The organism is Spongiibacter sp. C9W, assembly GCF_057370015.1.
Genome location: NZ_CM170672.1, coordinates 3,252,933 through 3,278,069 on the forward strand (window position 1 = coordinate 3,252,933; position 25,137 = coordinate 3,278,069).

Sequence of the window (25,137 nt, forward strand, 5' to 3'; positions counted from 1 at the left end):
ACACGGCCAGGGGCTCACAGCTGGGTTTCCAGCGGGAGCTCAGTCGTGTTTTTGATTTCGGTTACCGCGATGTGTGAGTGCGTTTCGCCGATCATTGGCAGGCTCAGCAGGCGCTCGCGTACAAAACTTTCGTAGTGGCGAATATCGCGGGTGATAATCTTCAACATATAATCCCACACGCCCGTCATCGTGTAGCATTCGACGACTTCGGGAAAGTCGCTCACCGACGACTCAAATTCTTCAAGTTGCTGCCGCCCGGTAATGCTCAGGTTTACGGTGGTAAAAACCACTAGTTCCATACCCAGTTTTTCGCGGTCGAGGATGGCGACTTTTTTGCGCACGATACCGGCTTGCTCAATCCGGTTGATCCGCCGCCAGCAGGGCGACTGAGACATATTGAGGGTTTCGGCAATCTCGCTGGATGTCTTGCTGGCGTCGCGCTGAAGAATACGCAGGATGGTGATATCTTGTTTGGCGAGTTCTGTTGGCATTCGCGCCCTCCAATGCATAAATAAGACAAGGCTTTATCGCTTTGCGTCTAACTATAGTCGCCGTTGCGGAGTTGTGCGCAATGCGATTTGTGCGCAGCGCGGCGGGGCGCTATGCTTTTGCACAGAACACTACTCTACACAACACAAGGTCTGTTCTCCGCCCACTAACTGGAATGCCCTATGGTCGCTAAGCGCTTATTTCTTGTCATTGCTGCACTGGTTCTTGTTGCCTGTGAATCCACCTACTACAACGCCATGGAAAAGGTGGGGATCCACAAGCGAGACATTTTGGTTGATCGCGTGGAAGAGGCAACGGAATCGCAGCGCGAGGCGCAGGAACAATTCCGCGATGCCTTGGGTGAGTTTCGCTCGGTGGTGAGTTTTGACGGCGGCGACTTAGAAAAACTTTACGATCGTCTCAATGCTAGCTTTGAAGACAGTCGCGCGGCAGCAGACGACATCCGCGACCGTATCGACGCAGTGGAAAGCGTGGCTGAGGCCCTGTTTGAGGAGTGGGAGGACGAGCTCTCGCTTTACAGTAATGCGCGCCTGCGAGATGACAGTGCGGCCAAACTCCGCGACACAAAAAATCGCTACAACCGCCTGCGCAAAAGTCTGCGGCGCTCAGAGAAAAGCTTGGCGCCCGTATTGGATAACCTGCAAGACAATGTGCTGTATTTGAAGCACAACCTCAATGCTTCGGCGATCTCAGCCATCAAGGGTGAATTGGCCACCATCGACCGCGATGTCACCGCATTAATTGCAACCATGGAGGCTGCTATCGCCGAGTCGGAAGGGTTTATCGCGCAATTGCGGTAGTGGCAGCCCGGTCTGTGCCTGTCCGAATAACTAAATGATGTGTCCTTCGCAGACATTGGGTGAAGGACTAGCGGCCCCTAAGCTTGGCGGTAGTTCATAAAAGAAATAACAGGTAACGCCTATGCCATCTGCTGCACCGTCGCTCGCGCCATCGAGCGGTTCCTCTGCAACACGTCACAGTTATGCCATCGTCGGCACCGGATTTGCCGGCCTGGGTATGGCGATAGAGTTGAAAAAAAAGGGACGGGAAGACTTCATCATCCTTGAGCGTGCCGAGGATGTCGGTGGTACCTGGCGAGATAATCACTACCCCGGCGCCGCCTGCGATGTGCCTTCTCATCTGTACTCTTTTTCATTCGAACCCAACTGTGACTGGTCGCGGGTATATCCCACCCAGCCAGAGTTAAAGCGCTACCTGCGCGAGGTGGCGGAAAAGTGGGATTTGCTGCCTCATATTCGGTTTGGCCACCAACTCAACGCTGCCCATTACTGTGAGCACAGCCAGCGCTGGCAGCTGGAGACCACAGGCGGGAATTACAATGTCGGCATGCTGATCAGCGGCAACGGTGGATTGGCCGAGCCGCGCCTGCCGGATATTCCGGGGGTGGAGCGCTTTGCCGGAAAGTGCTTTCACTCAGCCAACTGGGATCACAGCTACGACCTGCGCGGTAAACGCGTGGCGGTGATTGGCACCGGCGCGTCGGCCATCCAATTTGTACCTGAAATTGCCGACCAGCCCGCGCAACTCGATGTTTACCAACGTACACCGAACTGGATTATTCCCCGCAAAGACCGGCCATACAGTGAGTTGGAAAAGGCAGCCTTTCGCTACTTGCCTGGCGTACGCCTGGCGCTGCGCAGCAAGATTTACTGCCACAATGAAACCCGCATCCTGGGAATGGTGCTGCACCCCTCGCTAATGAAACTGTATGAGCGCATGGCACTGCAGCACATACGTAGTCAGGTAAAAAGCCCGGCGCTGCGCGAGCGAGTCACGCCAAGCTACCCGGTGGGTTGTAAGCGTGTGCTGATTTCCAATGACTGGTACCCCGCCCTGCAGCGGCCGAATGTCAGCTTGTTGAGCGATGGCATACAAGAGATTCGCGAGCACAGTATCGTCGATGCCAACGGCACCGAGCGCGAGGTGGACTGTATTATTTTTGGCACGGGCTTCTATGCCACCGAAAACCCCATTGCTCAGATCATTCACGGTCGCGGGGGCCAGTCTCTGGCAGAGGCATGGCGCGATGGTGAAGAAGCGTATTTGGGCACAACGGTTAACGGCTTTCCCAACCTGATGCTAATCGTTGGCCCGAACGTAACCCTGGGGCATAGCTCCATGGTGTACATGATCGAAACGCAAATACAGGCGATCAGCCGGCTGTTGGACGAATGCGAGCAGCGCCATTGTGTGGAAGTTGAAGTGCGTGAGGCGGTGCAGAAGCAGTTTAACCGCGCGCTGCACAAACGGCTTGATACCTCAATATGGGCCACGGGCTGCGACAGCTGGTACAAGCACCGCAGCGGCAAAATCACTCAGCTATGGCCGGATTTCACCTTTCGTTTTCGGGCGATGCACCGGCGTTTTACGCCTGATGACTACCAGTTCAGCCCCGCCAGCGCAGCGCATATGGCAGAAAGCCATGCGTCGCCATCGATCAATTAGCCGGGGAGCATGCGATGTTAAGTGATCACTTGGCGCGTGCAGCGCTGGCTGCTGACCGCTGGCGCTGTGGCCTGCGAGCAAAGTTTTGCATGGTGGGCGAACAGCCTTGGCACTATCTTGAAGGTGGCGTGGGGAAGCGCGAGACGATTGTATTGCTGCATGGCTTTGGCGCCGACAAAGACAACTGGACGCGTTTCGCCGGTCGGCTGCGCGCAAATTACCACGTAATTGCCGTGGACCTGCCGGGCTTTGGTGAAAACCCCTGCCGACAGGGCTTGGACTACAGTATGGCTGCCCAGGCCGAGCGGTTGAGAGGGCTCTTGTCAGCGCTCGGCGTCGGTCGCTGCCACATGGCAGGCAGCTCAATGGGTGGGCACTTAACGGCAGTATATGCCCAGCGCTATCCACAGCAGTTGCGCAGTATTTGCTTGTTTAATAATGGCGGTATTCAAGCGCCTGAACGCTGCGATATGGAGCGTGACCTGGAGAAAGGGGTAAACCCCCTGCTGGTGTCGTCGGAGTCAGACTTTGATCGACTCTTAGCCCTCGTGTGTGAGAAGCAGCCCTTTCTCCCCAGGTTGGTTCGCAACTATATGGCCAGAGCGGCGATGGCGCGCCGAGAATGTATCGCCGCTATTTTCCGTCAGTACCAACAGGAAATATACGGTGGGCTCGATGCTGTACTGCCTGCCTTGTCTTTGCCCGCACTGGTTATCTGGGGGCGTCAGGACAGAGTGCTCGACGTCAGTAGCGTGGAGGTGATGCGACCCATGTTGGCCCACGCGAGCGTTACCATTATGGAACAGACGGGTCACTTGCCGATGCTGGAGCGCCCCGCCGCCAGTGCCAAGTGCTACCAACAGTTTCTCTCCTCACTGGCCTAGCGGCGTTGGTGAGTCTTGCGAAAGGCGCCGGGGGTATTGCCGGTCATACGTTTGAAAGCCTGCGAGAAGCTAGAGGCATCAGCGTAGGATAATCGCTCGGCGATCTGTTCAATACTCAAGGGCGTGCTGCGCAGTAGCTCTTCCGCCAGTGTGAGGCGGATCTCGTCGCTGAGTTGGCGAAATGAACTGCCTTCGGCATCGAGTTTGCGGCGCAGGGTGCGGGAGGTCATGTGCAGGCTGCTTGCCACCGCCTCCATGTCCATCTCCATGGGGCGCTGACGCAACAGCAATTCCCTCACTTTTCCCGAAAGGCCGCGGCGTGCACTGCGGCTGGCGAGCAGCTCGCCACATTGTTTTGCCAGTAGATTCGCGGTGTTTTCATTGCCGACGGTGCGCGGGATATCCAATAAGGAATTGGGAAATTCCAGGGCATTATATTCGGCATTAAATTCAACCGGCCCACCGAAGCTGTCGTGGTAGCGCTCGGCATACGACGGGCGCGGGTGACGGAAGCACACCCTGTCGGGTTGAAAATCACTGCCCAGCAGCTCGCGCATAATTACCGCGGCGGCGGCCATTTCGCGCTCCAGGCAGAACAGGCGAACATCTTCTGGCACATCGCTGTCGTCAAAGATAATGCACGTTTTATCGCCGCGCGTTGCAATGGTAAAGCCTGCAAAAACGAAGGTAAGCTCCTGATAGTTCCGCGCCAGTTCAATGGCTTTTCTCGGAGTGGGGCTGCTGGCGATGGCAAAGCCCCATATGCCGTAGGCAGACAGTTGGTAGCGCTGCCCAGCGGTCAGGCCCAAGCCTTCGATGGGCGGCAGTGCTCCAAGCAGGTTGCGGATAACGGCAAGTTCACTCTGGGCTTCAACCACTGTTTCAGGATTGTTGAGGTGGGTTTGGCTCAGACCGCTATTGTGAAGCAGGGCGTGTATGGGGGCGCCTAGCTCTTCTCCCAACGACACCAGAATTTGCGCGCTCATTACACTGCGGCAGAAGTCCCAGTTTTGCATCACTTAACCCATCTGTTGTTATGTCCGAAATTATAAATTGAGTATCGCTAATCGTTCTCGTTTGTGCAACGGCGTTGCCCCGCAGAGGTGCAGAACCTGGCGCTCAATTTGATAAATATGTCCGAGGATTGGGATAAATGTCCGAAAATATCAATTATTTGTGCTGTAGACTTTCGTCACTGCCGTTGGGCGATGTCCTTAACAAGCATCGCCAATGACGGCATCTGATAATAAGCAATAACCGGCGCACAGCCGGATGAGTAAGGAGTGGTTCATGTCCCGCGATCAGAAGAAAAGGCTCGCCCACCGTGGTTCGGCAGTGGCGATGCGCAGCGCAGTGACCGCCGCGCTGGCGGTATCGTTAACGGCCCACAGCGCACCGGCACTTGAAGAAGTGTTGGTCACGGCGCAAAAACGTTCTCAGAGTGCACAAGATATTCCCGTGGCAGTCACCGGTCTGGGTGGGGATCAGTTGGATAAACTGGGCTTTGAAAACGCCAACGACGTCTCGGCCCAGGTGCCGAATATGCAGGTCAGCGGCCCCTATGGTGACGTTCAGCCGATCTTCTCCATTCGCGGGGTCAGTATGTCTGATTACAGCTCCAATCAGGCGAGCCCGATAGGCGTCTATGTTGATGAGGCCTATCTCGGCCCGGTATACAGCCACGGGGCCAACTTTTTTGATGTTGAGCGCCTGGAGGTTTTGCGCGGCCCGCAGGGCACGCTTTACGGGAAGAACACCACTGGTGGTGCCATCAATATTATTACCCGCACACCTGGCTTTGATGAGCCAGCGAGTGGCTTCCTGAAACTTGGCGCGGGCAGTTATAACGCCACCACCGTTGAGGCCGCTGCCGAGTCTGAGCTGATTCCCGGTGTGTTGGCTGGCCGCTTGGCCGGCAGCATTAAGAAAAATGACGGCTACGTTAACGTGCGTGGCAAAGATGAGAATGCCGCACAAACCGACTTTAAAGGCGCGCGCTTGGCCTTAAACTGGCGCATTAGTGATGCCTGGGACGCGGTACTGAAATACACCACCTCGAATAATGATGCGATCAGCACACCGCCGCGCAATGAACCACGCACCGACCTGCGAGGTACGGGTCTAGAAGGCGACTCCAACGGCTTTATTGACTACACCGGTTATTCACGCCCCAGCCGTGGCCTGGACTTCCATGAGAGTGAGGTGAACAACGCCGGCGCGCTGGTCACTAACACGGACCTGGCCGTGCTTACGGTTAACTACAACGCCGAAAACTACAGCCTGACGTCGGTCAGCTCCTACTTGGATGCCGATTATTATCAAAAGGCCGACACCGACGGCAGCCCCAATGGCCTGCTGGAAATAACCTGGGCCTCTGACTCCATTAGCTACAGCCAGGATTTGCGTTTTACCTCGAATTTTGACGGCATGTTTAACATCATTGCCGGGGTCTTCTATGGTCAGGAAGACCTGTACATGAACAATATCTACGATATTTTCAATCAGATCCCCGATCTGCGGGTGGGCTTGGCGAAGCCAGATACCATTCCCATTTTTCCCTACTTGATCGACTTCGGTAAGCTGGACCAACGTTTGGCGACCGAAAAGAGCAGCGCCGCGGTATACAGCCAAATGCGTTTCGACTTTAGTGCGAACTTTGGCATGGATGTCGGTCTGCGTTACACCCAGGACAAAAACACGCTGAGTTATTTGAATATCTCGCGCCTGGCCAACGACGGCACGCCGCGCGGTAGCTATGTACCCGGCAACACCACCGGTGTTGATAATGCGTGGATCACTCTGCCGCTCACCGTGAGTGATATTCAGAGTCTGTTACAAAACCCATTGGAATTGCTGCAGATCACGCAGACCGGCTATACCCACGGCCCTTACACCCTGGATTCGGCACCCGAGCTGGATACCACTGAGAAAGAGTGGACAGGCAAAGTGGGGCTGGATTACCGACTCAGCGACGAGTTGATGGTCTATGCCAGTGCGAGCCGAGGCTATCGCAGCGGCAGCTTTAACGGCGGTGCTTATTACATCGAGCGACCGCTGGAAACTGCCTATGCGTCGCCAGAATATATCGACGCCTTCGAAGTGGGCTTTAAGGCCGATTTATTTGATAACAGCATGCGCTTGAATGCCGCGGCCTTCCATTATGACTACACCAATCAGCAGTTCATTAACGTGGTGGGCATCTCCAACTTCTTGGAGAATGCCGGTGGTTCCACTATTCAGGGTTTGGAAGCCGAGCTGTGGGCGCGGGTGACGGAGCGTCTTACCCTGCAACTGGGAGCCGGTTATCTAGATACGGAGTACACCGAGCTGACCTTGGCGAATACTGAGACCATCGCCAATCAGGACGATACGGTTGACCTGTCGGGCAATGAGTTGATCTCGGCGCCCAAGTTCAACTTTAGTATTTCGGCCGACTACGATGTGCTCGTCACTCAGCACGGCTACCTTAGCGTCAATGTGAATGCCAACTTCCAGGATGATCAGTGGTACAGCGCCTACAACGACGATTATGGCTACGGTGAAATTCGCCAGGATGCCTACTGGTTATACAACGGTCGCATCAGTTGGTATGCCAATGACGACAGCTACAGTATTTCTGTGTGGGGCAAAAACCTGGCCGATGAGGAATACGATAGCTATGCGATCAACCTGCAGGCTGGCTTTGGTTTCGACCAGTATCTCGCGGGTGAGCCGCGCAGCTACGGTGCAGAGTTAATGGTGCGCTTCTAGGAAGTGATCACAGCGTTTTAAGCCAAGCGCCAGCACGGCTGCGTGCTTCGGCAACCGAATAACCTCTCCAGGTTATGTTGGCCCGCGTAATGCGGGCCTTTTTTATGGGCTATAGGTTTACGGGATAGTCGCTCGCCACTTAGAACCAGGCGCGCACTCCCACCACAAACTGTTCCTGCTGGCGGGGGTTGCCACGGCGTTGCGCAATGTCGGCGGTGTCGCCATACAGCTGCTGCCACACTGCGCCGATATAGGGTGCCCATTCCCGCTCTGGATAGTAGTAGAGCCGCAAGGCGTGCTCCTCCCGGCGCAGGCCGGCCCCATTTTCCGAGTCGCCCTGAGCGGCTGCTTCAAGTGTGATTTCCGGTTCCAGAATCCAACGCTGGGTCAGCCTCAGCTCGTAGCTAAGCTCCAGCTCGGCCGAGAGCTCGGCTTGGTCGTTGATAAACACCGCGGCATCGACTTCAAAGTGGTAGGGGGCAAGGCCCTGTATGCCGATAACCACGCTGTCGTCGCTACCATCCTCACTGAAGCTTCGTTGCAGTCCCCCTTGAAGATCCCAATAGGGCGCGATGGCGCGACTGTACAGAAGCTGAAGTTCCGCGTCCTCTGTGGAGCCGTCGTGCGCTTCGCGTTCAGCCTTTAGCCACAGTTTGTTGAGGTCAGTCCCTAGCCACCCCTGGAGGCTAAACGCCTGCTGACGGTCGCTGCGTTGCTCAACTTCGTCGACCATAAACTTTGCCAGCACGGGGTCGGCTTTGCCCCCGGCCAACGCGGGGCCCGCCAGTAGCGCGGCGCACAGTACATAGTGTTTCTTCATACCTTGCCTCCCACTACGCGAACCTCGCGAAACATACCGGGCATGTGAAACATCAGGTGGCAGTGATAGGCCCAGCGGCCAATGGCATCGGCGCTAACGAGGTAGCTGATACGCGACCCTGGCTGCACAATGACGGTGTGTTTGCGCGGGATGTGGCCACTGTCGCCGGTCTCCAGCTCACTCCACAGGCCGTGCAGGTGAATGGGGTGGGTCATCATGGTGTCGTTGACGACGACAAAGCGCAGGCGCTCGTTGTGGCGCAGAATGATCGGCTCGGCGTCGTCGAACATGACGCCGTTCATCGACCACATGTACCGAGACATATTGCCGGTAAGGTGGATTGCCAGCTCTCGCTCCGGGTCGCGTGGGTCGCGGGTGGGGTAAAGGCCGAACAGGTCACTGTAGCGCAGAACCTTTCTGCCATAGCGCTGGGCGTGCTCGCGCAGGCCAATGCCTGGGTCGGAAAGGCCGTTGGCAGGCATACCTGCGCGCATGTCCACACCTACACCAAATTCAGTGGCGGCATGCTGGATTGTTTGCTTGCTGCCCCGGCCAGCAGGTGCTGGGGTATCTGGCAGCGGCTCAGACATCATCGCGTGATGGCCGTGGTGAGCATGCGCCTCGTGGGAAGGCCGTTTGTGCTGCATCGCTGGCATGGTGTCGCCCGCCATCGAGGTGTGCGCGCTGTTGTCGTGAGCCATCCCCATATCTCGGTGGTCGAGCCTCACAATGTGGTCCATCGCAGGTATTTCGGCCTGCCACTGCTTATTGGGGCTGAGCGTTGCCCGCGCATAGCCGCTGCGATCAATGCTCTGCGCAAACAGTGTGTAAGCACGGTCGGCGCTGGGCTGAATGATCACATCGTAGGTCTCTGCCGGTGCGATGCGAAATTCATCAACACTGACCGGCTGGATATTTTGCCCATCGGCGGCAACCACTGTCATCGTCAAGCCGGGAATACGAACGTCGAACAGGGTCATGGCCGCGGCATTAATCACCCGTAAGCGCAGGCGTTCGCCGGCGGAGAATTGGCCAAGCCAGTTTGCATCTGGGCTGAGCCCATTCACTAAAAATGTGTAGGCGATGCCGTTGATATCCGCAATGTCGCTGTCGCTCATGCGCATACGGTTCCACATGGCGCGGTCGCGCCAAGTGGCGGCAATGCCTTGTCTGCGAATGTCTTGCCACAAATCGACGGCCGTTCGTTCGCGTCGATTATAGTAATGGCTCTGCTTTTTCAGGCGGGCATAGAGCGCCTCGGGGGCTTCGTCACTCCAGTCGGAAAGTACAATGACGTGCTCGCGATCATAGGCGACCGGGTCGTCGTCTGCAGGGTCGATAATAATGGCGCCATAGAGCCCCGTCTGTTCCTGAAACCCAGAGTGGCTGTGGTACCAGTAGGTGCCGCTCTGCTTTACCTGGAATCGGTAATCGTAGTAACCGCCGGGCGGAATACCGGCAAAACTCAGCCCGGGAACGCCGTCCATATCCGTTGGCAAAATCAAGCCATGCCAGTGTATTGAGCTGGTATGGGGCAGGTGATTGTGCACGCGGATATGCACTTCTTCGCCTTCCTTCCAGCGCAGGGTCGGGGCGGGCACGCTGCCATTGACCGCCGTTGCCAGACTGTCGAGTCCCGTGATGTTTACCGGTAGATAGTCGATGTGCAGGTCAAAGCGATTGCCGCGTAATTCTGCGCTAGGGCGTTGTTCCGCCTGCTGATGGGGTGCCTGACTCGCGCAGCCTGCGAGGCCTGTCAGGGCAATAACGCTAGCTGCACCCGTGACAAAGCGCCGGCGCGGGATGTTGGCCGGTGGATATTCACGTTTCATTGTTGTTCTCCTACGGCGCGTTGTGCTGACTAACGCGGGTATACACCTCGTGCTCGCCGCTGCGTTTTAGCAAAATGACATCGTAGTCTTGGTGGCGCGTGCCCATTTCCATGCCGGGGCTGCCGATTGGCATACCGGGCACGGCGAGGCCGTAGGCATCCTCTGGGGGATTTTCAAGAAAGCGTTTTACTACGTCGGCGGGTATATGCCCCTCGAACACATAGTCCTTCACTTGGCCGGTATGGCAGGACTGGAGCCCGCTCGGAACGCCGAGGCTGGCCTTTAGTGTGGCCATGTCGTGACGATTTATCGCGGTGCTGTCAAAGCCGTTTTCATCCATGTGGTCAGCCCACTTTGTGCAGCAGCCGCACTGAGGGGATTTATAAACCGTGAGCTCAGCCTTTGTTGATTGCGCGTGTAAGGGGCTGCCTAAAATGCTTAGGCTAGCTGCTGCAAAGCCCGCCAAAATAGTAGTGCGAAGTGTCATTGGAAACGTCCTATAAAGTCGATAATCACTTGCGGCAAAGTACATTCTGCCGCGCTACAGGGGGTGATTACGCAGAAATAGGCGGACGTAACAGGCGCTCGTTGTAACGTTTTGCTGAAGCAGCGGCGGCGCTGTTGATCATACTGTCGCGTGATGTTGCAACCGCTAATACCAGTTGGCTGAGCAGACTTGGCCCGCAGCTACTATTGGCGCAGTCGCAGTGTTGTTCGCAGCAACGGCTGTGATCGAGTCCAGTATGATCGCCAGAGTGGTGGGCCGACGCTTCTTCGGTGGATTGGCAATGTTGGTGACCTTCGCAATCCATTTGCTGATTGGGGTGAGTGCAGCAGCTGGCATTTGCCAAGTGCTGCATCGCTACTGCCGTAGGGCTTGTCTGGGGTTCACTGGCCAAACTGGAAGCACTACTCTCCAGCGCCAGCAGTGGTTGGCTTAGCACCAATAAAATCCATACGGCAATGTGCAATCGTTGTGTCATGGCCACAGTGTAACAAGCTCTGGTTAGGCAGGGTATTACGCTGCCAGGTGCCGGGGTCGAGAGTGTTCAATATTGTCCACGCTAAAGCCTATTCATTGCTACAGGGTCAAGAAAAAACACTGACCGCGACACAACTGGTTTTTTTACACCGCTTGCGGCAGGGTGGTCTGCGGTGAATAACGATAAGGACAACACGGTGAAAAAAACGTTATTGATAACAGCATTCTTGCTGGCTGGCTGCGTTGAGCGCCCTCAGGTAATTAGTGACTGCCAGGGCGTGGCGGAGCGAGAGGTATTGTGTGGTTGGCAGAAGCCCGAAGATATGGAGCTCATGCCCGACGGCCGCCATTTGGTCGTCAGTCAAATGGCGGCGGGTCACGGCAGCATTGCGGGGTCTTTGGCCCTGCTGGATACCCGGGATGGCAGCAAGCAGGTATGGCCGATGGCTGAGGTGGCGGTTTCTGATGGTTGGGGGGATGCCGATTGTGCCGCGCCTAACCCAAGCGTCTTCGCGCCACACGGCATTCACCTCTCGCGCCACGAGAGCGGCACACTGCAATTGCTGGTGGTTAACCACGGTGGCCGTGAGTCGGTGGAGTTTTTCGAGTTGCGTGACCAAGACGGCGCGATTGAACCCTTTTGGCGCGGCTGCGTTATTCCCCCTGAAGGCAGCTTCTTGAATGATATTGTGGCCTTGCCTGAGGGCGGCTTTATGGCCACTCACATGTATACCCGCGGCGACGCGCCGGTCGGTACACTGGGTTGGCAGGAGATTACCGCTCTGGCGGGCTTTAACCCTGGCCACATCTGGGTGTGGGACGGTGAACAATTTAGCAAACTGCCAGGGTTTAGCGGTGACTACCCCAATGGCATTCAAATCTCGGCAGATGGCGAAACCCTGTTTGTAAACCTTTGGGCGGGTTCAACGCTGCAAAAACTGGATCGCCACACAGGCAAGCTGCTTGCGGAAGTGGACATTAGCCATCCGGACAACAGCCAGTGGGATGGTCGCGGCAAGCTGCTAATCGCCAGCCACAACTTCACGCTGGGGGATTTCATTGTGTGCCCCAGTATTGAAGAGGGCGCCTGTCCCGCGGCATTTGATATTGTGGAGCTCGACCCAGACACTCTGCAAAGCCGAGTTGTGGTCAGTGTGTCCGGGCCGCCTATGGGCGCAGGCACCGTTGCCCAGCGGGTGGACGATGCTGTGTACGTGGGCTCCTTTATTGGCGACCGGATCCTGCGCCTGCCGTATTCCGCGCAATAGCGCGGTTGAGTTGGTTAAAAGTCGTTCAACGCGAGGATTTTTAAGCTTTTTTTCAAAATCCCGTTGACAGCTAAAACCACCTTGAATATAGTACGCCACCTCGACGCGCTCGTAGCTCAGCTGGATAGAGTACCTGGCTACGAACCAGGCGGTCGGAGGTTCGAATCCTCCCGAGCGCGCCACTATTTAAGAACCCGGTATTGCGAAAGCAGCACCGGGTTTTTTATGCTTCCATAAAGGTGTTGTGGCACGACCGTGATAGGTTCTGTGCCACATTTTGAAGACCTCTCGCTCAAGCTCACCTCTCAGTTACTGCGTAGCTCTCAAGTTTTAATGTGAGCCCGTTTCTCGGTCGTTGGGGCTAAGGTCGGCAAATTTAGACGTCTGCAAGACGGTTTCAAAAAGATCCTTAATTCTTGTCCTTGTCAGAACGGTCGAACCAGTGAGCGATTTTGTCGCCGTACCGCCACATCACCACAGGAATTGCGATAGCTGACGCGACTAAAGCGATCGCTGCAATCAGCCCCGTAAACTCTCCCATGTCTACCTCCACATTCAGTGTTCATTTCATTTGACGCTATAGCGGTAGTTGAAAGCAAATCGCTATTTAAGTATCTGAATTAGATAAATAAATACTCCCGTTGTCTTTGTTTTTCTGATTCTCCAGTTCGGAACGAGACGTGATACGAAGTGCTGCGTTGGCGAAAGTGAACGCTTCACCGGTACAGCAAAAAGGCAGGGTCATGGCTAGCCAAAAAGGTGCTTCCGCGCTTTACTATGTCGTAATGACATTAGCCAAGGAAGGTGTTGTTATGAATCTATTACGCTTCATTTTCTCCTTTACCGCCCTGCTTATACTCCATGCCTGTGGTGACCACGGCTATGAAGGGCAATACAGACTTGCTGCAGACCGCGCTGATGGCCTGTTTGGATCCATGGCTTCGGCAATGGGAGTGGAGGAAATTACCATTGGGCATGACTTTGTCGAAGCGAACGGCAGCCGCCAAGAATACGATGATATATTTGTTCGTGACTCGGGCGATCGCGCCTACTTAGTCTTCAAACGGGGAGAGAGTGAAGAGGCTTGGAGAATTAAGGGGAAAGATACCTTGGTTCAGGGAAACCAGCTGATGCGCCTTGAATATACCCGAGTTCATTGAACCCCACTCATGAGGAGTAGATACTCCGCTGGACAGCGGGTATCAAGTCCATCCTAAAACAGTATTGGAGATCACGGATGATTCATACCACCCTGCAGGCCAAGACCGCTACGGCGCCAGATGTTGGCGCTGAGCCTAACTTGATGATACGTGCGTTTTTTTTACTCATTCTTGGAGTGTGTATAGGGGGTGTTGGGAGTGCCTGCGCCGAATCAGAGAGGGGCTGGACGGTAAACTACACCGGTGACCTTAGTGGTACCGTTGGAGGCCGTATTGTCGTTCCTGGCGGGACATCTATGGTTGCCATGGTAGGCGGCGCGAGTATGAGCGAGGATATGAAGTCGATGGGTGCCGCCGCGATCTCCGCCAAGGTGATGACACTTCCGGGCCAGCCTTCATCGCTCAAGCAATTGGACATTACCTTAGCAGACGGTACAAGTTGCCGTTTACAGCCAGATGGCAGCGAGCGGGCGAAGGTGATTAACAGCTCGCGAAAACACTATGAAGCGGAGTTTAGTGGCAATTTGCGGTGTGACGGCGGGAAGAAAATTGCTGTGCAAGCGCGCGTGATGAAGTAGTGCTAACGAACAATTACGGTGTTGCCCCCAGTAGCCTGGCCATAATTAGTCGGCTGACGGCGAACTCTCTGAATGAAGAGTTACCAAGTATGGCGGTGAGACTCCGCCACAGCAGTATAGGTTTTCGTCCTTCGGTTCGAGCAGGTATTTATTTCGCGCATCAAGATCAACAACCACTTCCTCCGGGGTTGGAAAAGTTATTACTAAATGCACCGTCATAAATTTCTCGTCACCGTCGTCGCCGTAGCTTACGCCCTTGATTTAGCTTTTTATCACACACTTTGCATACCCCCCTGAACAAGGGGGTGCAAGCGTTATGCGCTTCTCCTATCGTTGGAAAATAATTTTGACAAGGAGATAGGCATGAAAGAAAGGCTAATTGTCGTCGTCGGTATAGCCGCGTTGATAGTGGGGTGTGCTTCAGTAGGAGGAGGTGGCGGTGGTGATCGCCTCGAAAGTAAGAATGTTGCTACGCTCGGGGCGCGTAAAGATGTCTATGTTGCGCAGTTTGCGGTTTCTTTCGTAACTAAGGACTCAAGCTCGTCGAAGTCTGTAAGCCCCATGATTCGTCAAAGCAGTGGCTCGCAATACGCAAAGAGTACCCTGAAGGCCAATTTAACCGGCGTGCCAGATACCACCTTCCAAAAAATTACCGACGAGGCATATGCTGACTTTGTCGCTGATTTAACTGCAAAGGGTTTCAATGTTAGGCCGGTCAGCGATTTGCAAAAGCTAAAACCTTGGAAAAAATTAAAGCCTCTAGCGGCTCCCTATACGCCTTCGGGGCTGTCTTCTTTTTTGAAGAAATCGTCTCCTGAGCAGGTGACCTTCTCCGCGAATTCACTGAATATATACTCGGTGCCCGATCAAATTAGCCAAGTTAAGCCGATGCCTTATGCCTTTGCTGAATTGGCTGAAGCTGCGGGCGCACCAGTATTTGCCATCAACTACAATGTTCATTTCGCGTACTTTGATAGTGATACTGACTATGAAGTGAATTACTTTAAGGATGTGCCTCTTGGTGGCGGCACAAGCACCACGCTGAGCGCCTCGGTGACCGTAGGGCAAGGTATTCAGGTGACGACGGGTTCTGCCGCGCAGTTCCTTGTTGACTTAGGTGGGACCTTTTCAGATAACGGCTATGTCAGTCTCAAGGACCCCATTGTAGTTGGAGGGGCCTACGGGCGGAACGAAGACACCACTTCTGGCAGTCAAAAAGCCGCCAATGCCTTTAGTTCTGCTGTGGGCCTGTTCACCGGCGGTTCTGCTAAAACAACGGAAATCTCTGTTGTCGCTACCCCTGAGTATTACCGATATGGTGTTCTTAAGGCGATAGATATGGCCAATGACCGCATTGTGAATGGGCTGCTTGCCCAGTAAATAGGTCATACTTTTCCTTTGCGCACAATATCTGCGTTGAGTGTGTCGGTGGTCTGTTCACACTAAAGCGACGATGTCGTTGGTGTGAACAGGTCATAGACCAGCCCTTCTATGTATAAATCCCCCTTCTTCATGCACTTGTCTTTGATAGTAATCTCGCGCTAAGCCGACATTGTTTAGGCATTTGGCGATCCTGTGTCTTAGTGCGCCTGTGTATTCACTTCTGCGGGCGCGATGCCGCATTCCTTGATCTAGGACAAGTGCTGACCTCGTCTTGGGCGTTAGTCTGACTGCAATAAGCAGAGACTTTGCTCTCCAAAAAGCGAGGAGAATAAGCATGGCGAACACTTCAGCAGTTGGTTCCCGTCGTTATCTAGCAGTGTGTATAAGTGCGTTGACCTTGGGTGTTCCCATCCAGAGTCAGGCGTTGACGTTTAACTGGGGGGAGGTTGAAGGCAGTTTCAATTCGACCCTTTCTCTCGGTGCCAGTTGGCGTGCCGAGGACCCGGATGAGGACTATCTTAGTCCGGGTAACACCGACGGTAAGGGGCGCGCGTCGGTGAGTACCACCGATGATGGGAATTTAAATTACGACAAAGGTGATATGTATTCCCTTTTATTCAAGGGGGTGCACGACCTTGAGTTGAGCCTGGACAACATCGGTTTGTTCACGCGTTTCAAATATTGGTATGACTATGCCTTGGCTGAGGGCGAAGTCGCTCACGGCCATGTGCCAAACAATTACCGTGTTGACGGCACTCTGGAAACGGAGGGCTTTGATGACCTGGCCCAAAGCCAGGGTGCTGAGTTTTTGGATTACTACCTATACGGCAACTTTGAGCTTGGCTCCGCCCCCGTAGAACTGCGGGCCGGCAATATGGTGTTGAGCTGGGGGGAAAGCACGTTTATTCAAAACGGCGTGAATATTATTAGTCCCTTCGATGTGACCGCGCTGCACCGCCCTGGCTCTGAGATCAAAGAGGCACTGCTGCCGGTGGGGTTGCTGTACGCCAATATTGGCGTTACCGCGGAATTAAGCATAGAGGCTTTTTATCAATACGAATGGAAGCGAACGGTTCTTGAAGGCTGCGGCACCTACTGGAGTAGTGCGGATGTCTATGGCGGGGGTTGCGACAAGCTGACGTTGTCGACGGCGGCGCCCGACGCTGATCAGGTCGCTGCCGGGGGCTTTATGCCACGCGCTGCCGATGACGAGGCGGGTGATTCCGGGCAGTGGGGTATTGCGGGTCGGTATTTCTTTGACTGGTTGGGCGGTACGGAAATTGGCGCCTATTACGTCAACTATCACAGCCGCACGCCGATATTGAGCGGTATTAATGCGACCAGCTTCAGCCCGCTGACCGGCCAGCCTGAAAATCCGCATTACTTTTTCGAGTTTCCTGAAGATATCGAAGTTTACGCGCTGACCTTCGCAACCAACCTCGGCCTGTGGGCGGTGTCGGGTGAGGTCAGTTACCGGCCTGAGCTTCCCTTGCAGATTAATACCGTAGAAATCAGCCAGACACTGGCGCTGGGTTCGCTTAACGAGTGGTCGCGGATTGCTGATCGTGGTGCTGCCGCTGGTCCCGGCGGCGTGGTGCATGGTTTCGATAATGTTGAATACACCCAGGCGCAGATGACCTTTATCCGCTTCTTTGAGCAGGTAATGGGCGCAGACCGCTTGGCGATCGCCGCCGAAGTAGGTGGGGTGTGGATAGGGGGGATGAACGAGGCGATTAACTATGGTCGTTCGGCAACCTTTGGCATCGGTGACTTTGAGCCAATAAACAGTGGGCTGCCGCTACCGCCGGCCATCCTGAACCTATTACCTCCGCTACCGGGGATTATTCCGGTGAGTTGTGACTCGCACCCTGTGTTGAGCCTGTTAGCGGGTGTCCAGCCGAATTCACAGCCGCAAAACTGCACCGACGATGGATTTGTCGAGGACTTCTCCTGGGGCTACCGAGTGCGAGCGCGTCTGACCTATTCCGATGTTTTCAAGGGTGTGAACCTAACACCAAATATGGCGTGGTCTCACGATGTGAGCGGTTATTCACCACCACCGAACTTTATTGAAGGCCGTCAGGCATTGAGTATTGGCCTAAGTGCCGATTACTTGAGCACCTATCAGGCTGATATCTCATACACCAATTACTTTGGTGCCGATTATAACGATCAGCAGGATAGGGATTTTATCTCGCTGAGTTTTTCCGTTGCATTTTAAGAGGGGGCTACTATGCATAGCTTCAAGCACAGCATTCGCTCGATCACGACCGGCTTGTTCTACACCACCGTCGTTGCGGCCTTGGGGGCGAGCGTCGCCTCTGCCAAGGTTTCTCCTGAGAAAGCCGCGCAGTTAGGCGGTGCCCAGCTGACGCCGATGGGCGCAGAGCTAGCGGCAAATGCCGATGGCAGTATTCCGGCTTGGACGGGCGGCTTAAAAAAATTGCCGGCCGCGTACAAGCCCGGTGAACGTTTGGTTGACCCCTATGCCGGGGAAGCGCCACTGTTTGCGATCACCGCAGCAAATGCCAATCAACACAAGGACAAGCTGTCGCCGGGGCAACTGGCATTGCTCAATCGATATCCCGATAGCTTTAAGATGAATGTCTATCCCAGCCACCGTAGCGCTCGCCTGCCCGATACCGAGTACCAGCGGATTAAAACCGGGGCTACCCAAACCGATATGGTAGAGGGCGGGAATGGCTTGGTGAATTTCTCGGCCAGTGTACCGTTCCCTATTCCGCAAAGTGGCCAGGAGGTTATCTGGAATCATATCACTCGCTACCGCACCCCACTGGGTGTGTCGCGGCGCTATACCCAGATCCCGGTGCAGGCCAGTGGCGGCTTTACGCCAGTGTTATTCGAGGAGTCGGTATTGTTTGCCAACCGCTTCGCGGATAACCCCAATCCCAATCGCCTGTTTGTGTTCTTGCAGCGTATTTTGGCGCCAGCGCGCTTAGAGGGCGATGTATTGCTGGTGCATGAAAATATTGACCAAATTAAGGAGCCGCGTTCCGCCTGGCTCTACAATGCCGGGCAGCGTCGCGTGCGCTTGGCACCGACCATTGCCTATGATGGCCCGGGCACTGCCTCGGACGGTTTGCGCACCTCGGACGACCTCGATATGTTCAATGGCGCCCTGGATCGCTACAACTGGGAATTAAAGGGCAAGCGCGAGTTATATATCCCCTACAACAGCTATCGCCTGAGAGACGGCAAGCTGGCATACAAAGATATTCTCAACAAGGGGCATATGAATCCCGAGCATTTGCGCTATGAGTTGCACCGGGTGTGGGTGGTTGAGGCCACATTGAAAGAGGGCTCCCGACATATTTATGCTCGTCGCACCTTCTTTGTTGACGAGGACACCTGGCAGATCGCCATCGCAGATCATTACGACGGTCGCGGCGAGTTGTGGAAGGTAAAAGAAGGCCATGAAGTGATGCATTATCAAGTGGCCGTGCCCTGGTTGGCGTGCGAGTCGCTGTATGACCTGAACTCCGGTCGCTATTTGGTTACTGGCCTCGATAATGAGGAAGAGGGCTACCAGTACGACTTTAATTACCAAGGTAAATTTAGAGACTTCACACCGGCGGCTTTGCGCCGGGCTGGACGACGTTAAGTCCGGCTTATGACAAACAATAATAAACAAGTTACTGCGCGGCATTGGCCGCGCATCGTCCGCCAGGTTTGTGCTGCCATAGCCTTGATTTCGTCTTGTGTAGTCACTGGCAGCAGCGCTTACGCCAACGACTTTGAGGCACTTCCCGCGTTGACCGTGGCCGAGGCGGGGAAGCGTGTTCTGCTTGATATCACCCGTGCGGGTGGCCGACTGGTCGCGGTGGGTGAGCGCGGCGTTGTTCTGTACTCAGACACCGGCGGCGATACATGGCAGCAAGCCGTTGTGCCGCACAGCAATACGCTGACTTCGGTCACGTTTATCGATGCCCAAAACGGTTGGGCGGCGGGCCATGGTGGCATCATCCTGCACAGCGGTGACGGCGGCCAAACGTGGCACAAGCAGTTCGATGGTAACCAGGCCAACCGGCAGTGGTTGAACTTTATTCAGCAACGTCGCGACTCGCTGGCCGAGACAATCGAGGAGCTGGACGACTCGCAGCAGGCTGAGCGGGACGACCTTGAATATCGTCTGGACGACGCTGAATACGCGCTGGAGGATGCCACGCTCGCGTTGCAGACCGGCCCGGTAGACCCGTTTCTTGATATTTGGTTTGGTGATGCCAAAAACGGCGTTGCCGTTGGCGCATACGGCATGATTTATCGCACCGAAGACGGCGGCGAAAACTGGGTGATCGCTGCGGCGGGAATTGAGAATCCTGACCGCTATCACTATTACGATGTCGATGCCGATCGCAGTGGCCGCCTTTACCTTAGCGGCGAGGCGGGACTGATGTATCGCTCGCTGGATGGTGGTCGCCAATGGCAGCGCCTGGGGCCGTTTTATGATGGCAGTCTATTCGGCGTTGTTACGCGGGGCGATGAGGTAATGGCCTACGGCTTGCGCGGCCATATTTTTAAAAGTACAGATGGCGGCACGCGTTGGCAGTCTCTGCCTGCTGCGCCTTTCAGTTTGTATGGCGGTACGCGTTTGGCCGATGGTACGGTGATTTTGGTCGGCGCTGGAGGCGGTTATCTGCTTGGCCCAGAGGGCGCCCCCTTCGCGTCAAAGCTACACCCCAGTCGCAGCAGCTTCTCGTCGGTAAGCGGCGACGGCAGTGGCCGAGTCGTTGCAGTGGGTATGAATGGCGCCGCGGCGCTTCCCGAAGGAGAGGCCAGTGAGTAGCGAAGAAAGCTTGACCCTAACGGAAGAGGATGGCCGTTTACGCCCGTTTTTGGGGGCGCTGTTACTGCGCGCCAGAGCGCCGCTAATACTGCTATTTGTGATCCTGACGGCATTTTTTGGCTGGCAGTTGCGGGGGTTGCGACCGGATGCCAGCTTCGAAAAAATGATCCCGGTATCTCATCCCTATATTGTTAATTTTCTGGAAAACCGCGAAGACCTGTCCGGGCTCGGTAATGCGGTGCGCATCATCGTTGAGAATAAAAACGGCGATATATTTAGCCGGGAATTTCAACAAACCCTTCAAGAGATCACCGACGAGGTTTTTTATATAAACGGCGTCGATCGCGCCGGCCTTCAGTCTTTGTGGACGCCTAACGTGCGCTGGCTGGAGGTGACCGAAGAGGGCTTTGTCGGCGGCGCAGTTATTCCAGACGATTACGACGGTTCGCCTCAGGCTTTGGAAAAGCTTCGCGCTAACACACTTAAGTCGGGCCAGATCGGTCGCTTGGTGGCCAACAATTTCCGCTCCACTATTATTGTTGCGCCGCTGGTTGAGCGCGACCCGAAGACGGGCGAGCGCCTTGACTACCAGCAACTATCGGCTGACCTTGAAGCGTTGGTGCGCGACAAATATCAGACAGAAGACCTGCGTATCCACATTACCGGTTTTGCCAAACTGGTGGGGGACCTGATCGACGGGGCGTCACTGGTAGGGACCTTCTTCGCGGTTGCCTTTGTGATCACCGCAGTGATGCTGTTTTTGTACAGTCGCTGCCATTGGAGCACGTTTGCCGCGTTGCTGTGTTCAACGGTTGCGGTGGTCTGGCAGCTGGGGCTGTTGCCCATTATGGGCCTCGGCTTAGACCCCTATTCGATGCTGGTGCCGTTTTTGGTCTTTGCGGTGGGCATCAGTCACTCGGTGCAGATCATCAACCGCTTTGCACACCTAAGCCACAGCGCCGTCGACACGCGGGAAGCCGCCAAGCTGACCTTCGTTCGGTTGAGCAAGCCGGGCTTTATTGCCCTGCTTAGCGATGGTGTGGGCTTTCTTACTCTTCGCGTAATTGATATTCCGGTTATTCAAGAGCTGGCACTGATCGCCAGTACCGGCATCGCGGTGCTGGTGTTAACCAACCTGATCTTACTCCCGTTGGTGCTGTCCTACACCGGAATCAGTCAGCGCTGTCACCGCTACCGCGACGACAAACTTAACAGCGAATATCGTCATTGGCACCAGCTGTCGGCGGCGAGTCTACCGCGCAATGCCAAATTGATTGTTGCGGCCTGCACGGTACTTTTCGCTGGTGGCTGGTGGCTGGCACAGCATCAAAAAATCGGCGATCTCGATCCCGGCGCGCCCGAGCTGCGTCCGCACTCTCGTTACAATCTCGATACGGCTTTTCTTACCGATAATTACTCGACCAGTACCGATGTCTTTGTTGTGATGGCGCATACCCCGCCTCAGCAATGTGGCAACTACCAGTCGCTGGCGGCAATAGACCATTTTCAAGCGGTGATGGAAAATGTGCCGGGGGTGCAATCGGCGTTGTCGCTGGTCGATATTTCCAAGCTGGTGATCATGGGCATGAACGAGGGTAACCCTCAGTGGCATGCGTTGAGTCGCAATCAATATATTTTGAATAACTCCCTGAGCCGCGTGCCCAGCAACTTGTTAAATACCGATTGTTCGATGGTGCCGGTGATTCTATTCCTTGAGGATCACAAGGCGGACACCCTTGATCAAGTGATTGCTGCCGCAGAGGGCTTTACCGAGCAGTACAATAGCGAACACATAAGCTTCCGCTTGGCGGCTGGCAATGCCGGTGTTGAGGCGGCAACGAATATTGTGATTCGCACCGCGCAGAACCGTATGCTGATCTGGGTATATGGCGTGGTGATTGTACTGTGCCTGCTCAATTTCCGCTCGCTAAAAATCACTGCCTGCATCATTCTGCCGCTGATGCTGACCTCTTTACTCGGTCAGGCATTGATGGCGATGCTGGGCATCGGCGTCAAGGTGGCAACACTGCCTGTGATCGCGCTTGGGGTGGGAATTGGGGTCGACTACGGCATCTATATTTATACCGCTCTAGCGCATTTCTTGCGCGAGGGCCAGGACCTTCGCAGCGCGTATTTTTCAGCACTGAAAACCAGTGGTACCGCGGTGGCCTTTACGGGCTTAACCCTGGCCGTCGGGGTAGGGACGTGGATCTACTCGCCCATTAAATTCCAGGCCGATATGGGGCTAATGCTAACCTTTATGTTCTTCTGGAATATGGTGGGTGCCTTACTGGTTCTTCCCGCGTTAGCGTGGCTGTTTGGCGCCAAGCCCCATCAGCAAGTCACGAGCGCGGCAGATGGCAAAGCATAGCCGACAGGGCTGGTCTGCACTGGCAGCGCAGACCTGTGTGGCGATTACGAGGTCAGCAGGCTGATCACAATTTGCGAGCTGATAAAGCAGAACAAGAAGAAAATCGCCATCGCCGTCACGCCGGCGAAGATCAGCGGCATGGGATTGGTTTCTGCCAAGTCCATTAAGCGCTTTTGCCCGGAGCGATTTTGCAGGGCGAACATTAGCGAAATGGCCTGCTTGAAAACCTCGAAGAAGCTCAAAGGTTTTTGGTTGTTCTCTGCGGGTTCCGTTTTCTCTTGTGCATTGTCCATGATACGACCTCGGGGATTCTCAGTAGGTGTCGGTCTTCCTTTGAGTTTGCGGCAAACTCATCTTGTCAGAGAGTTTACCTGATTGCCGCGCAAGACTATAGCGACAGTGACGCCCAACGAGCCCGCTATTATGGAAGGAAATAGCTGCGAAACAACTGGTCGACGCCGTCGCCTTCTCCCCAAATAGCATCGGCGCTGCTAGCCAGCGCCACGCGGGTCAACTCGCCCATCACCAGGTGGGCGATAGCGGCGCGCAGTTCGACCTTGGGCTTGCCCGAGGGGTTTCCCGCCATTAATACGGTGGCAAAAATAATATCGATAAACTCGGTCATTTTGCCCGACACCGGGTTGTCGGTGTCACTGCTCATCAGTGCGTGCAGCAGCACACCGGCTACCCCCTGTTCTTCGGCCTCCAGGTCTCTCAGCACACGGATAATGGCCTGCATGGTCTGTGCATAGTCGCCGCCTTTGGCGCCAACTGCCTGAATCAGTCGCTCTCGCGCCTTTCCCAAAATATCGTCGGTAACCGCGGCAATCAGTGCTTGCTTGGAGGGGAAGTGGTGTAGCAGGGAGGGGCGCCGGATGCCGCAGCGCTTGGCGATAGCGTCCAGCGGCGCGGCGATACCCTGGGTGGAGAATTCAATGCGCGCGGCATTGAGAATTTTGCTGCGGGTACTGGGAGCGTTGGGTTGTGTGCGAGGCCGCGCCATGGTGAGTCCATAATCTTCAAAATAGTAGGATTAAGTCTACCAGATGTTGACACGGCATTGTTTCGCCAATAATCTACAAATTAGTAGGTAAATAAATCCAATAAGTAGATTAGGTGGTGAAATGGCTAGTGAGCTTGAGATCAACACGCCGTCGTCCGCAGCAAAGTGGGTCGATGGCAAACGGTATTTGTGGCTATTTGGCATGATCGTGCCGTTATTTCCGCTGATGAGTGGGGGCATGGCAGCACTGACGGGGTCGGAATGGGGGTGGTGGTTTGCGCCCCTGTTTCTGTATACCGTGATCCCCGCGTTGGACTACCTAATTGGTAACGATCCGCACAATCCCCCCGAGGAGGTGGTTGCGGCGTTGTCGCAAGACCGCTACTACCGCTACTGTGTGTACGCGTTCCTCCCCCTGCAATTTGCCACCTTATTTTGGGCAATGTCGGTGTTGGCCGGCGGCGAGCTGGGCTGGGTGGGAATCAGCGGGCTGTTGGTATCGGTCGGCATTGTCAGCGGGGTAGCGTTCAATACTGCCCACGAGCTCGGTCACCAAAATAGCAAGGTTGAAAAGTACCTGGGCATGTTGTCGTTGGCGCCGACCTTTTATGGCCACTTTTGCGTTGAGCACAACCGCGGTCACCACGTGCGGGTGGCAACGCCAGAAGATCCAGCCAGTGCCCGGTATGGGGAAAGCTTTTGGCAGTTTTTGCCGCGCACGATGACAGGCAGTCTCCGCAGTGCCTGGGCGTTGGAGAAGAAGCGACTTGAGCGTCAGGGCAAGCCAGTATGGCATTGGCAGAACCACAATCTTCAGGCCTGGTCGATGAGTGTGGTGCTGTACGCCATTATTGCTGCGGTCTTTGGCTGGGCGGTACTGCCATTTATGGCGGCCCAATCCCTCTATTCCATGACCCTGTTCGAAGTGATCAATTATCTGGAGCACTACGGCTTGTGCCGCAAAAAGCTGTCCTCTGGGCGCTACGAGCGCTGTCAGCCCGAGCATTCGTGGAATAGCAATCACTTGGTGACGAACATTCTGCTGTATCAATTGCAGCGTCATTCTGATCACCACGCCAACCCCACGCGCAGTTATCAGGCCCTGCGTCACTACGAGGATGTTCCCCAGTTACCCAGTGGTTATGCGGGGATGGTGCCGCTGGCGTACTTCCCGCCGCTGTGGCGCTGGGTGATGGACCGCCGTGTGAAGGCGCACTACAACGGCGACTTATCTCAGGCAAACGTAGCGCCGAAGGTTCGGGCAAAACTCGGCCTTTGATTGCCGTTCCGCACGGGCCCGCCTTCGCGGGCCCAATTACTCGGGCA

The 25,137-nt window shown here is 55.2% G+C and carries 22 protein-coding genes and 1 tRNA gene; 14 read left to right on the top strand and 9 right to left on the bottom strand.

Going from position 1 to position 25,137, the window contains the following annotated elements:
* Positions 1 to 14 precede the first annotated feature (14 nt).
* Positions 15 to 491, bottom strand: a complete 477-nt coding sequence (locus tag AC2Q8J_RS15440; RefSeq protein WP_204996794.1) for an Lrp/AsnC family transcriptional regulator — start codon at positions 489 to 491, stop codon at positions 15 to 17.
* Positions 492 to 671: 180 nt separating this feature from the next.
* On the opposite strand from AC2Q8J_RS15440, the gene AC2Q8J_RS15445 reads away from it, so the two are divergent.
* The 3 genes from AC2Q8J_RS15445 to AC2Q8J_RS15455 all read left to right on the top strand — a co-directional run bounded on the left by AC2Q8J_RS15445 (position 672) and on the right by AC2Q8J_RS15455 (position 3,860).
* On the top strand, positions 672 to 1,310 hold the full coding sequence (locus AC2Q8J_RS15445; RefSeq protein ID WP_204996795.1) for a DUF2959 domain-containing protein: 639 nt from the start codon (positions 672 to 674) through the stop codon (positions 1,308 to 1,310).
* Between the two features lie 121 nt (positions 1,311 to 1,431).
* Positions 1,432 to 2,976: a flavin-containing monooxygenase gene (locus tag AC2Q8J_RS15450; protein ID WP_204996796.1), complete on the top strand. Its 1,545-nt coding sequence runs from the start codon at positions 1,432 to 1,434 to the stop codon at positions 2,974 to 2,976.
* Positions 2,977 to 2,990: 14 nt separating this feature from the next.
* On the top strand, positions 2,991 to 3,860 hold the full coding sequence (locus AC2Q8J_RS15455; RefSeq protein ID WP_486451727.1) for an alpha/beta fold hydrolase: 870 nt from the start codon (positions 2,991 to 2,993) through the stop codon (positions 3,858 to 3,860).
* Here AC2Q8J_RS15455 and AC2Q8J_RS15460 read toward each other — a convergent pair.
* Positions 3,857 to 4,846 carry an AraC family transcriptional regulator gene (locus AC2Q8J_RS15460; RefSeq protein WP_204996798.1) on the bottom strand — a complete coding sequence of 330 codons (990 nt, stop codon included), beginning with the start codon at positions 4,844 to 4,846 and terminating at the stop codon, positions 3,857 to 3,859. The genes AC2Q8J_RS15455 and AC2Q8J_RS15460 overlap by 4 nt on opposite strands.
* A gap of 304 nt (positions 4,847 to 5,150) precedes the next feature.
* Here AC2Q8J_RS15460 and AC2Q8J_RS15465 point away from each other — a divergent pair, with 304 nt between their 5' ends.
* Positions 5,151 to 7,610 carry a TonB-dependent receptor gene (locus AC2Q8J_RS15465; RefSeq protein WP_239547818.1) on the top strand — a complete coding sequence of 820 codons (2,460 nt, stop codon included), beginning with the start codon at positions 5,151 to 5,153 and terminating at the stop codon, positions 7,608 to 7,610.
* 139 nt (positions 7,611 to 7,749) lie between these two features.
* On the opposite strand, the gene AC2Q8J_RS15470 is transcribed toward AC2Q8J_RS15465, so the two are convergent.
* The 4 genes from AC2Q8J_RS15470 to AC2Q8J_RS15485 form a co-directional block, all read right to left on the bottom strand.
* Positions 7,750 to 8,430 carry a copper resistance protein B gene (locus tag AC2Q8J_RS15470; RefSeq protein WP_486451728.1) on the bottom strand — a complete coding sequence of 227 codons (681 nt, stop codon included), beginning with the start codon at positions 8,428 to 8,430 and terminating at the stop codon, positions 7,750 to 7,752.
* Positions 8,427 to 10,262, bottom strand: a complete 1,836-nt coding sequence (locus AC2Q8J_RS15475) for a copper resistance system multicopper oxidase (protein WP_486451729.1) — start codon at positions 10,260 to 10,262, stop codon at positions 8,427 to 8,429. The genes AC2Q8J_RS15470 and AC2Q8J_RS15475 overlap by 4 nt, the downstream gene beginning before the upstream one ends.
* Positions 10,263 to 10,272: 10 nt before the next feature.
* Positions 10,273 to 10,749, bottom strand: coding sequence for a DUF411 domain-containing protein (locus AC2Q8J_RS15480; RefSeq protein WP_486451730.1), 477 nt, complete (start codon positions 10,747 to 10,749; stop codon positions 10,273 to 10,275).
* A gap of 67 nt (positions 10,750 to 10,816) precedes the next feature.
* The gene (locus tag AC2Q8J_RS15485) at positions 10,817 to 11,245 is read right to left on the bottom strand and encodes a hypothetical protein (protein WP_486451731.1); all 429 of its coding nucleotides are present in this window, start codon (positions 11,243 to 11,245) and stop codon (positions 10,817 to 10,819) included.
* A 172-nt stretch (positions 11,246 to 11,417) separates the two neighbouring features.
* Here AC2Q8J_RS15485 and AC2Q8J_RS15490 point away from each other — a divergent pair, with 172 nt between their 5' ends.
* Entirely contained in the window at positions 11,418 to 12,512 is a 1,095-nt protein-coding gene (locus AC2Q8J_RS15490; RefSeq protein ID WP_486451732.1) for an SMP-30/gluconolactonase/LRE family protein, read from the top strand.
* Positions 12,513 to 12,617: 105 nt separating this feature from the next.
* Positions 12,618 to 12,694 (top strand) — tRNA-Arg (locus AC2Q8J_RS15495).
* A 227-nt stretch (positions 12,695 to 12,921) separates the two neighbouring features.
* On the opposite strand, the gene AC2Q8J_RS15500 is transcribed toward AC2Q8J_RS15495, so the two are convergent.
* A complete protein-coding gene (locus tag AC2Q8J_RS15500) occupies positions 12,922 to 13,053 on the bottom strand; it encodes a hypothetical protein (protein ID WP_275587354.1) in 132 nt (43 codons plus the stop codon).
* Positions 13,054 to 13,210: 157 nt separating this feature from the next.
* Here AC2Q8J_RS15500 and AC2Q8J_RS15505 point away from each other — a divergent pair, with 157 nt between their 5' ends.
* From AC2Q8J_RS15505 to AC2Q8J_RS15535, 7 genes are all read left to right on the top strand, one after another.
* Entirely contained in the window at positions 13,211 to 13,672 is a 462-nt protein-coding gene (locus tag AC2Q8J_RS15505; RefSeq protein WP_486451733.1) for a hypothetical protein, read from the top strand.
* Positions 13,673 to 13,749: 77 nt separating this feature from the next.
* Positions 13,750 to 14,250 (top strand): hotdog family protein, encoded by a 501-nt coding sequence (locus AC2Q8J_RS15510; RefSeq protein ID WP_486451734.1) that lies wholly within the window; start codon positions 13,750 to 13,752, stop codon positions 14,248 to 14,250.
* A 363-nt stretch (positions 14,251 to 14,613) separates the two neighbouring features.
* A complete protein-coding gene (locus AC2Q8J_RS15515; RefSeq protein ID WP_486451735.1) occupies positions 14,614 to 15,630 on the top strand; it encodes a hypothetical protein in 1,017 nt (338 codons plus the stop codon).
* Between the two features lie 337 nt (positions 15,631 to 15,967).
* Positions 15,968 to 17,854 carry a DUF1302 domain-containing protein gene (locus AC2Q8J_RS15520; RefSeq protein WP_486451736.1) on the top strand — a complete coding sequence of 629 codons (1,887 nt, stop codon included), beginning with the start codon at positions 15,968 to 15,970 and terminating at the stop codon, positions 17,852 to 17,854.
* A 12-nt stretch (positions 17,855 to 17,866) separates the two neighbouring features.
* Complete coding sequence (locus AC2Q8J_RS15525) at positions 17,867 to 19,255, top strand: DUF1329 domain-containing protein (protein ID WP_486451737.1); 1,389 nt, start codon at positions 17,867 to 17,869, stop codon at positions 19,253 to 19,255.
* Positions 19,256 to 19,264: 9 nt separating this feature from the next.
* A complete protein-coding gene (locus AC2Q8J_RS15530; RefSeq protein WP_486451738.1) occupies positions 19,265 to 20,437 on the top strand; it encodes a WD40/YVTN/BNR-like repeat-containing protein in 1,173 nt (390 codons plus the stop codon).
* The gene (locus tag AC2Q8J_RS15535; RefSeq protein ID WP_486451739.1) at positions 20,430 to 22,808 is read left to right on the top strand and encodes an efflux RND transporter permease subunit; all 2,379 of its coding nucleotides are present in this window, start codon (positions 20,430 to 20,432) and stop codon (positions 22,806 to 22,808) included. Before AC2Q8J_RS15530 ends, AC2Q8J_RS15535 begins: the two co-directional genes overlap by 8 nt.
* Positions 22,809 to 22,852: 44 nt before the next feature.
* Here the strand turns inward: AC2Q8J_RS15535 and AC2Q8J_RS15540 are convergent, their stop codons facing one another.
* Together AC2Q8J_RS15540 and AC2Q8J_RS15545 are read right to left on the bottom strand one after the other, a co-directional pair.
* Entirely contained in the window at positions 22,853 to 23,101 is a 249-nt protein-coding gene (locus tag AC2Q8J_RS15540) for a DUF2970 domain-containing protein (protein WP_204996035.1), read from the bottom strand.
* A 128-nt stretch (positions 23,102 to 23,229) separates the two neighbouring features.
* Positions 23,230 to 23,811: a TetR/AcrR family transcriptional regulator gene (locus AC2Q8J_RS15545; RefSeq protein WP_204996034.1), complete on the bottom strand. Its 582-nt coding sequence runs from the start codon at positions 23,809 to 23,811 to the stop codon at positions 23,230 to 23,232.
* A gap of 121 nt (positions 23,812 to 23,932) precedes the next feature.
* Between AC2Q8J_RS15545 and AC2Q8J_RS15550 the strand changes: the two genes are divergently transcribed.
* Positions 23,933 to 25,090 (top strand): alkane 1-monooxygenase, encoded by a 1,158-nt coding sequence (locus tag AC2Q8J_RS15550; protein ID WP_204996033.1) that lies wholly within the window; start codon positions 23,933 to 23,935, stop codon positions 25,088 to 25,090.
* Positions 25,091 to 25,137: the final 47 nt, after the last annotated feature.

Coding starts and splice junctions, on each gene's coding strand:
- AC2Q8J_RS15465 (WP_239547818.1), top strand. CDS start 5,151: ATGTCCCGCGATCAGAAGAAAAGGCTCGCCCACCGTGGTTCGGCAGTG.
- AC2Q8J_RS15485 (WP_486451731.1), bottom strand. CDS start 11,245: ATGACACAACGATTGCACATTGCCGTATGGATTTTATTGGTGCTAAGC.
- AC2Q8J_RS15550 (WP_204996033.1), top strand. CDS start 23,933: ATGGCTAGTGAGCTTGAGATCAACACGCCGTCGTCCGCAGCAAAGTGG.
- AC2Q8J_RS15445 (WP_204996795.1), top strand. CDS start 672: ATGGTCGCTAAGCGCTTATTTCTTGTCATTGCTGCACTGGTTCTTGTT.
- AC2Q8J_RS15460 (WP_204996798.1), bottom strand. CDS start 4,846: ATGAGCGCGCAAATTCTGGTGTCGTTGGGAGAAGAGCTAGGCGCCCCC.
- AC2Q8J_RS15450 (WP_204996796.1), top strand. CDS start 1,432: ATGCCATCTGCTGCACCGTCGCTCGCGCCATCGAGCGGTTCCTCTGCA.
- AC2Q8J_RS15515 (WP_486451735.1), top strand. CDS start 14,614: ATGAAAGAAAGGCTAATTGTCGTCGTCGGTATAGCCGCGTTGATAGTG.
- AC2Q8J_RS15475 (WP_486451729.1), bottom strand. CDS start 10,262: ATGAAACGTGAATATCCACCGGCCAACATCCCGCGCCGGCGCTTTGTC.
- AC2Q8J_RS15480 (WP_486451730.1), bottom strand. CDS start 10,749: ATGACACTTCGCACTACTATTTTGGCGGGCTTTGCAGCAGCTAGCCTA.
- AC2Q8J_RS15520 (WP_486451736.1), top strand. CDS start 15,968: ATGGCGAACACTTCAGCAGTTGGTTCCCGTCGTTATCTAGCAGTGTGT.
- AC2Q8J_RS15500 (WP_275587354.1), bottom strand. CDS start 13,053: ATGGGAGAGTTTACGGGGCTGATTGCAGCGATCGCTTTAGTCGCGTCA.
- AC2Q8J_RS15440 (WP_204996794.1), bottom strand. CDS start 491: ATGCCAACAGAACTCGCCAAACAAGATATCACCATCCTGCGTATTCTT.
- AC2Q8J_RS15540 (WP_204996035.1), bottom strand. CDS start 23,101: ATGGACAATGCACAAGAGAAAACGGAACCCGCAGAGAACAACCAAAAA.
- AC2Q8J_RS15470 (WP_486451728.1), bottom strand. CDS start 8,430: ATGAAGAAACACTATGTACTGTGCGCCGCGCTACTGGCGGGCCCCGCG.
- AC2Q8J_RS15525 (WP_486451737.1), top strand. CDS start 17,867: ATGCATAGCTTCAAGCACAGCATTCGCTCGATCACGACCGGCTTGTTC.
- AC2Q8J_RS15530 (WP_486451738.1), top strand. CDS start 19,265: ATGACAAACAATAATAAACAAGTTACTGCGCGGCATTGGCCGCGCATC.
- AC2Q8J_RS15545 (WP_204996034.1), bottom strand. CDS start 23,811: ATGGCGCGGCCTCGCACACAACCCAACGCTCCCAGTACCCGCAGCAAA.
- AC2Q8J_RS15455 (WP_486451727.1), top strand. CDS start 2,991: ATGTTAAGTGATCACTTGGCGCGTGCAGCGCTGGCTGCTGACCGCTGG.
- AC2Q8J_RS15510 (WP_486451734.1), top strand. CDS start 13,750: ATGATTCATACCACCCTGCAGGCCAAGACCGCTACGGCGCCAGATGTT.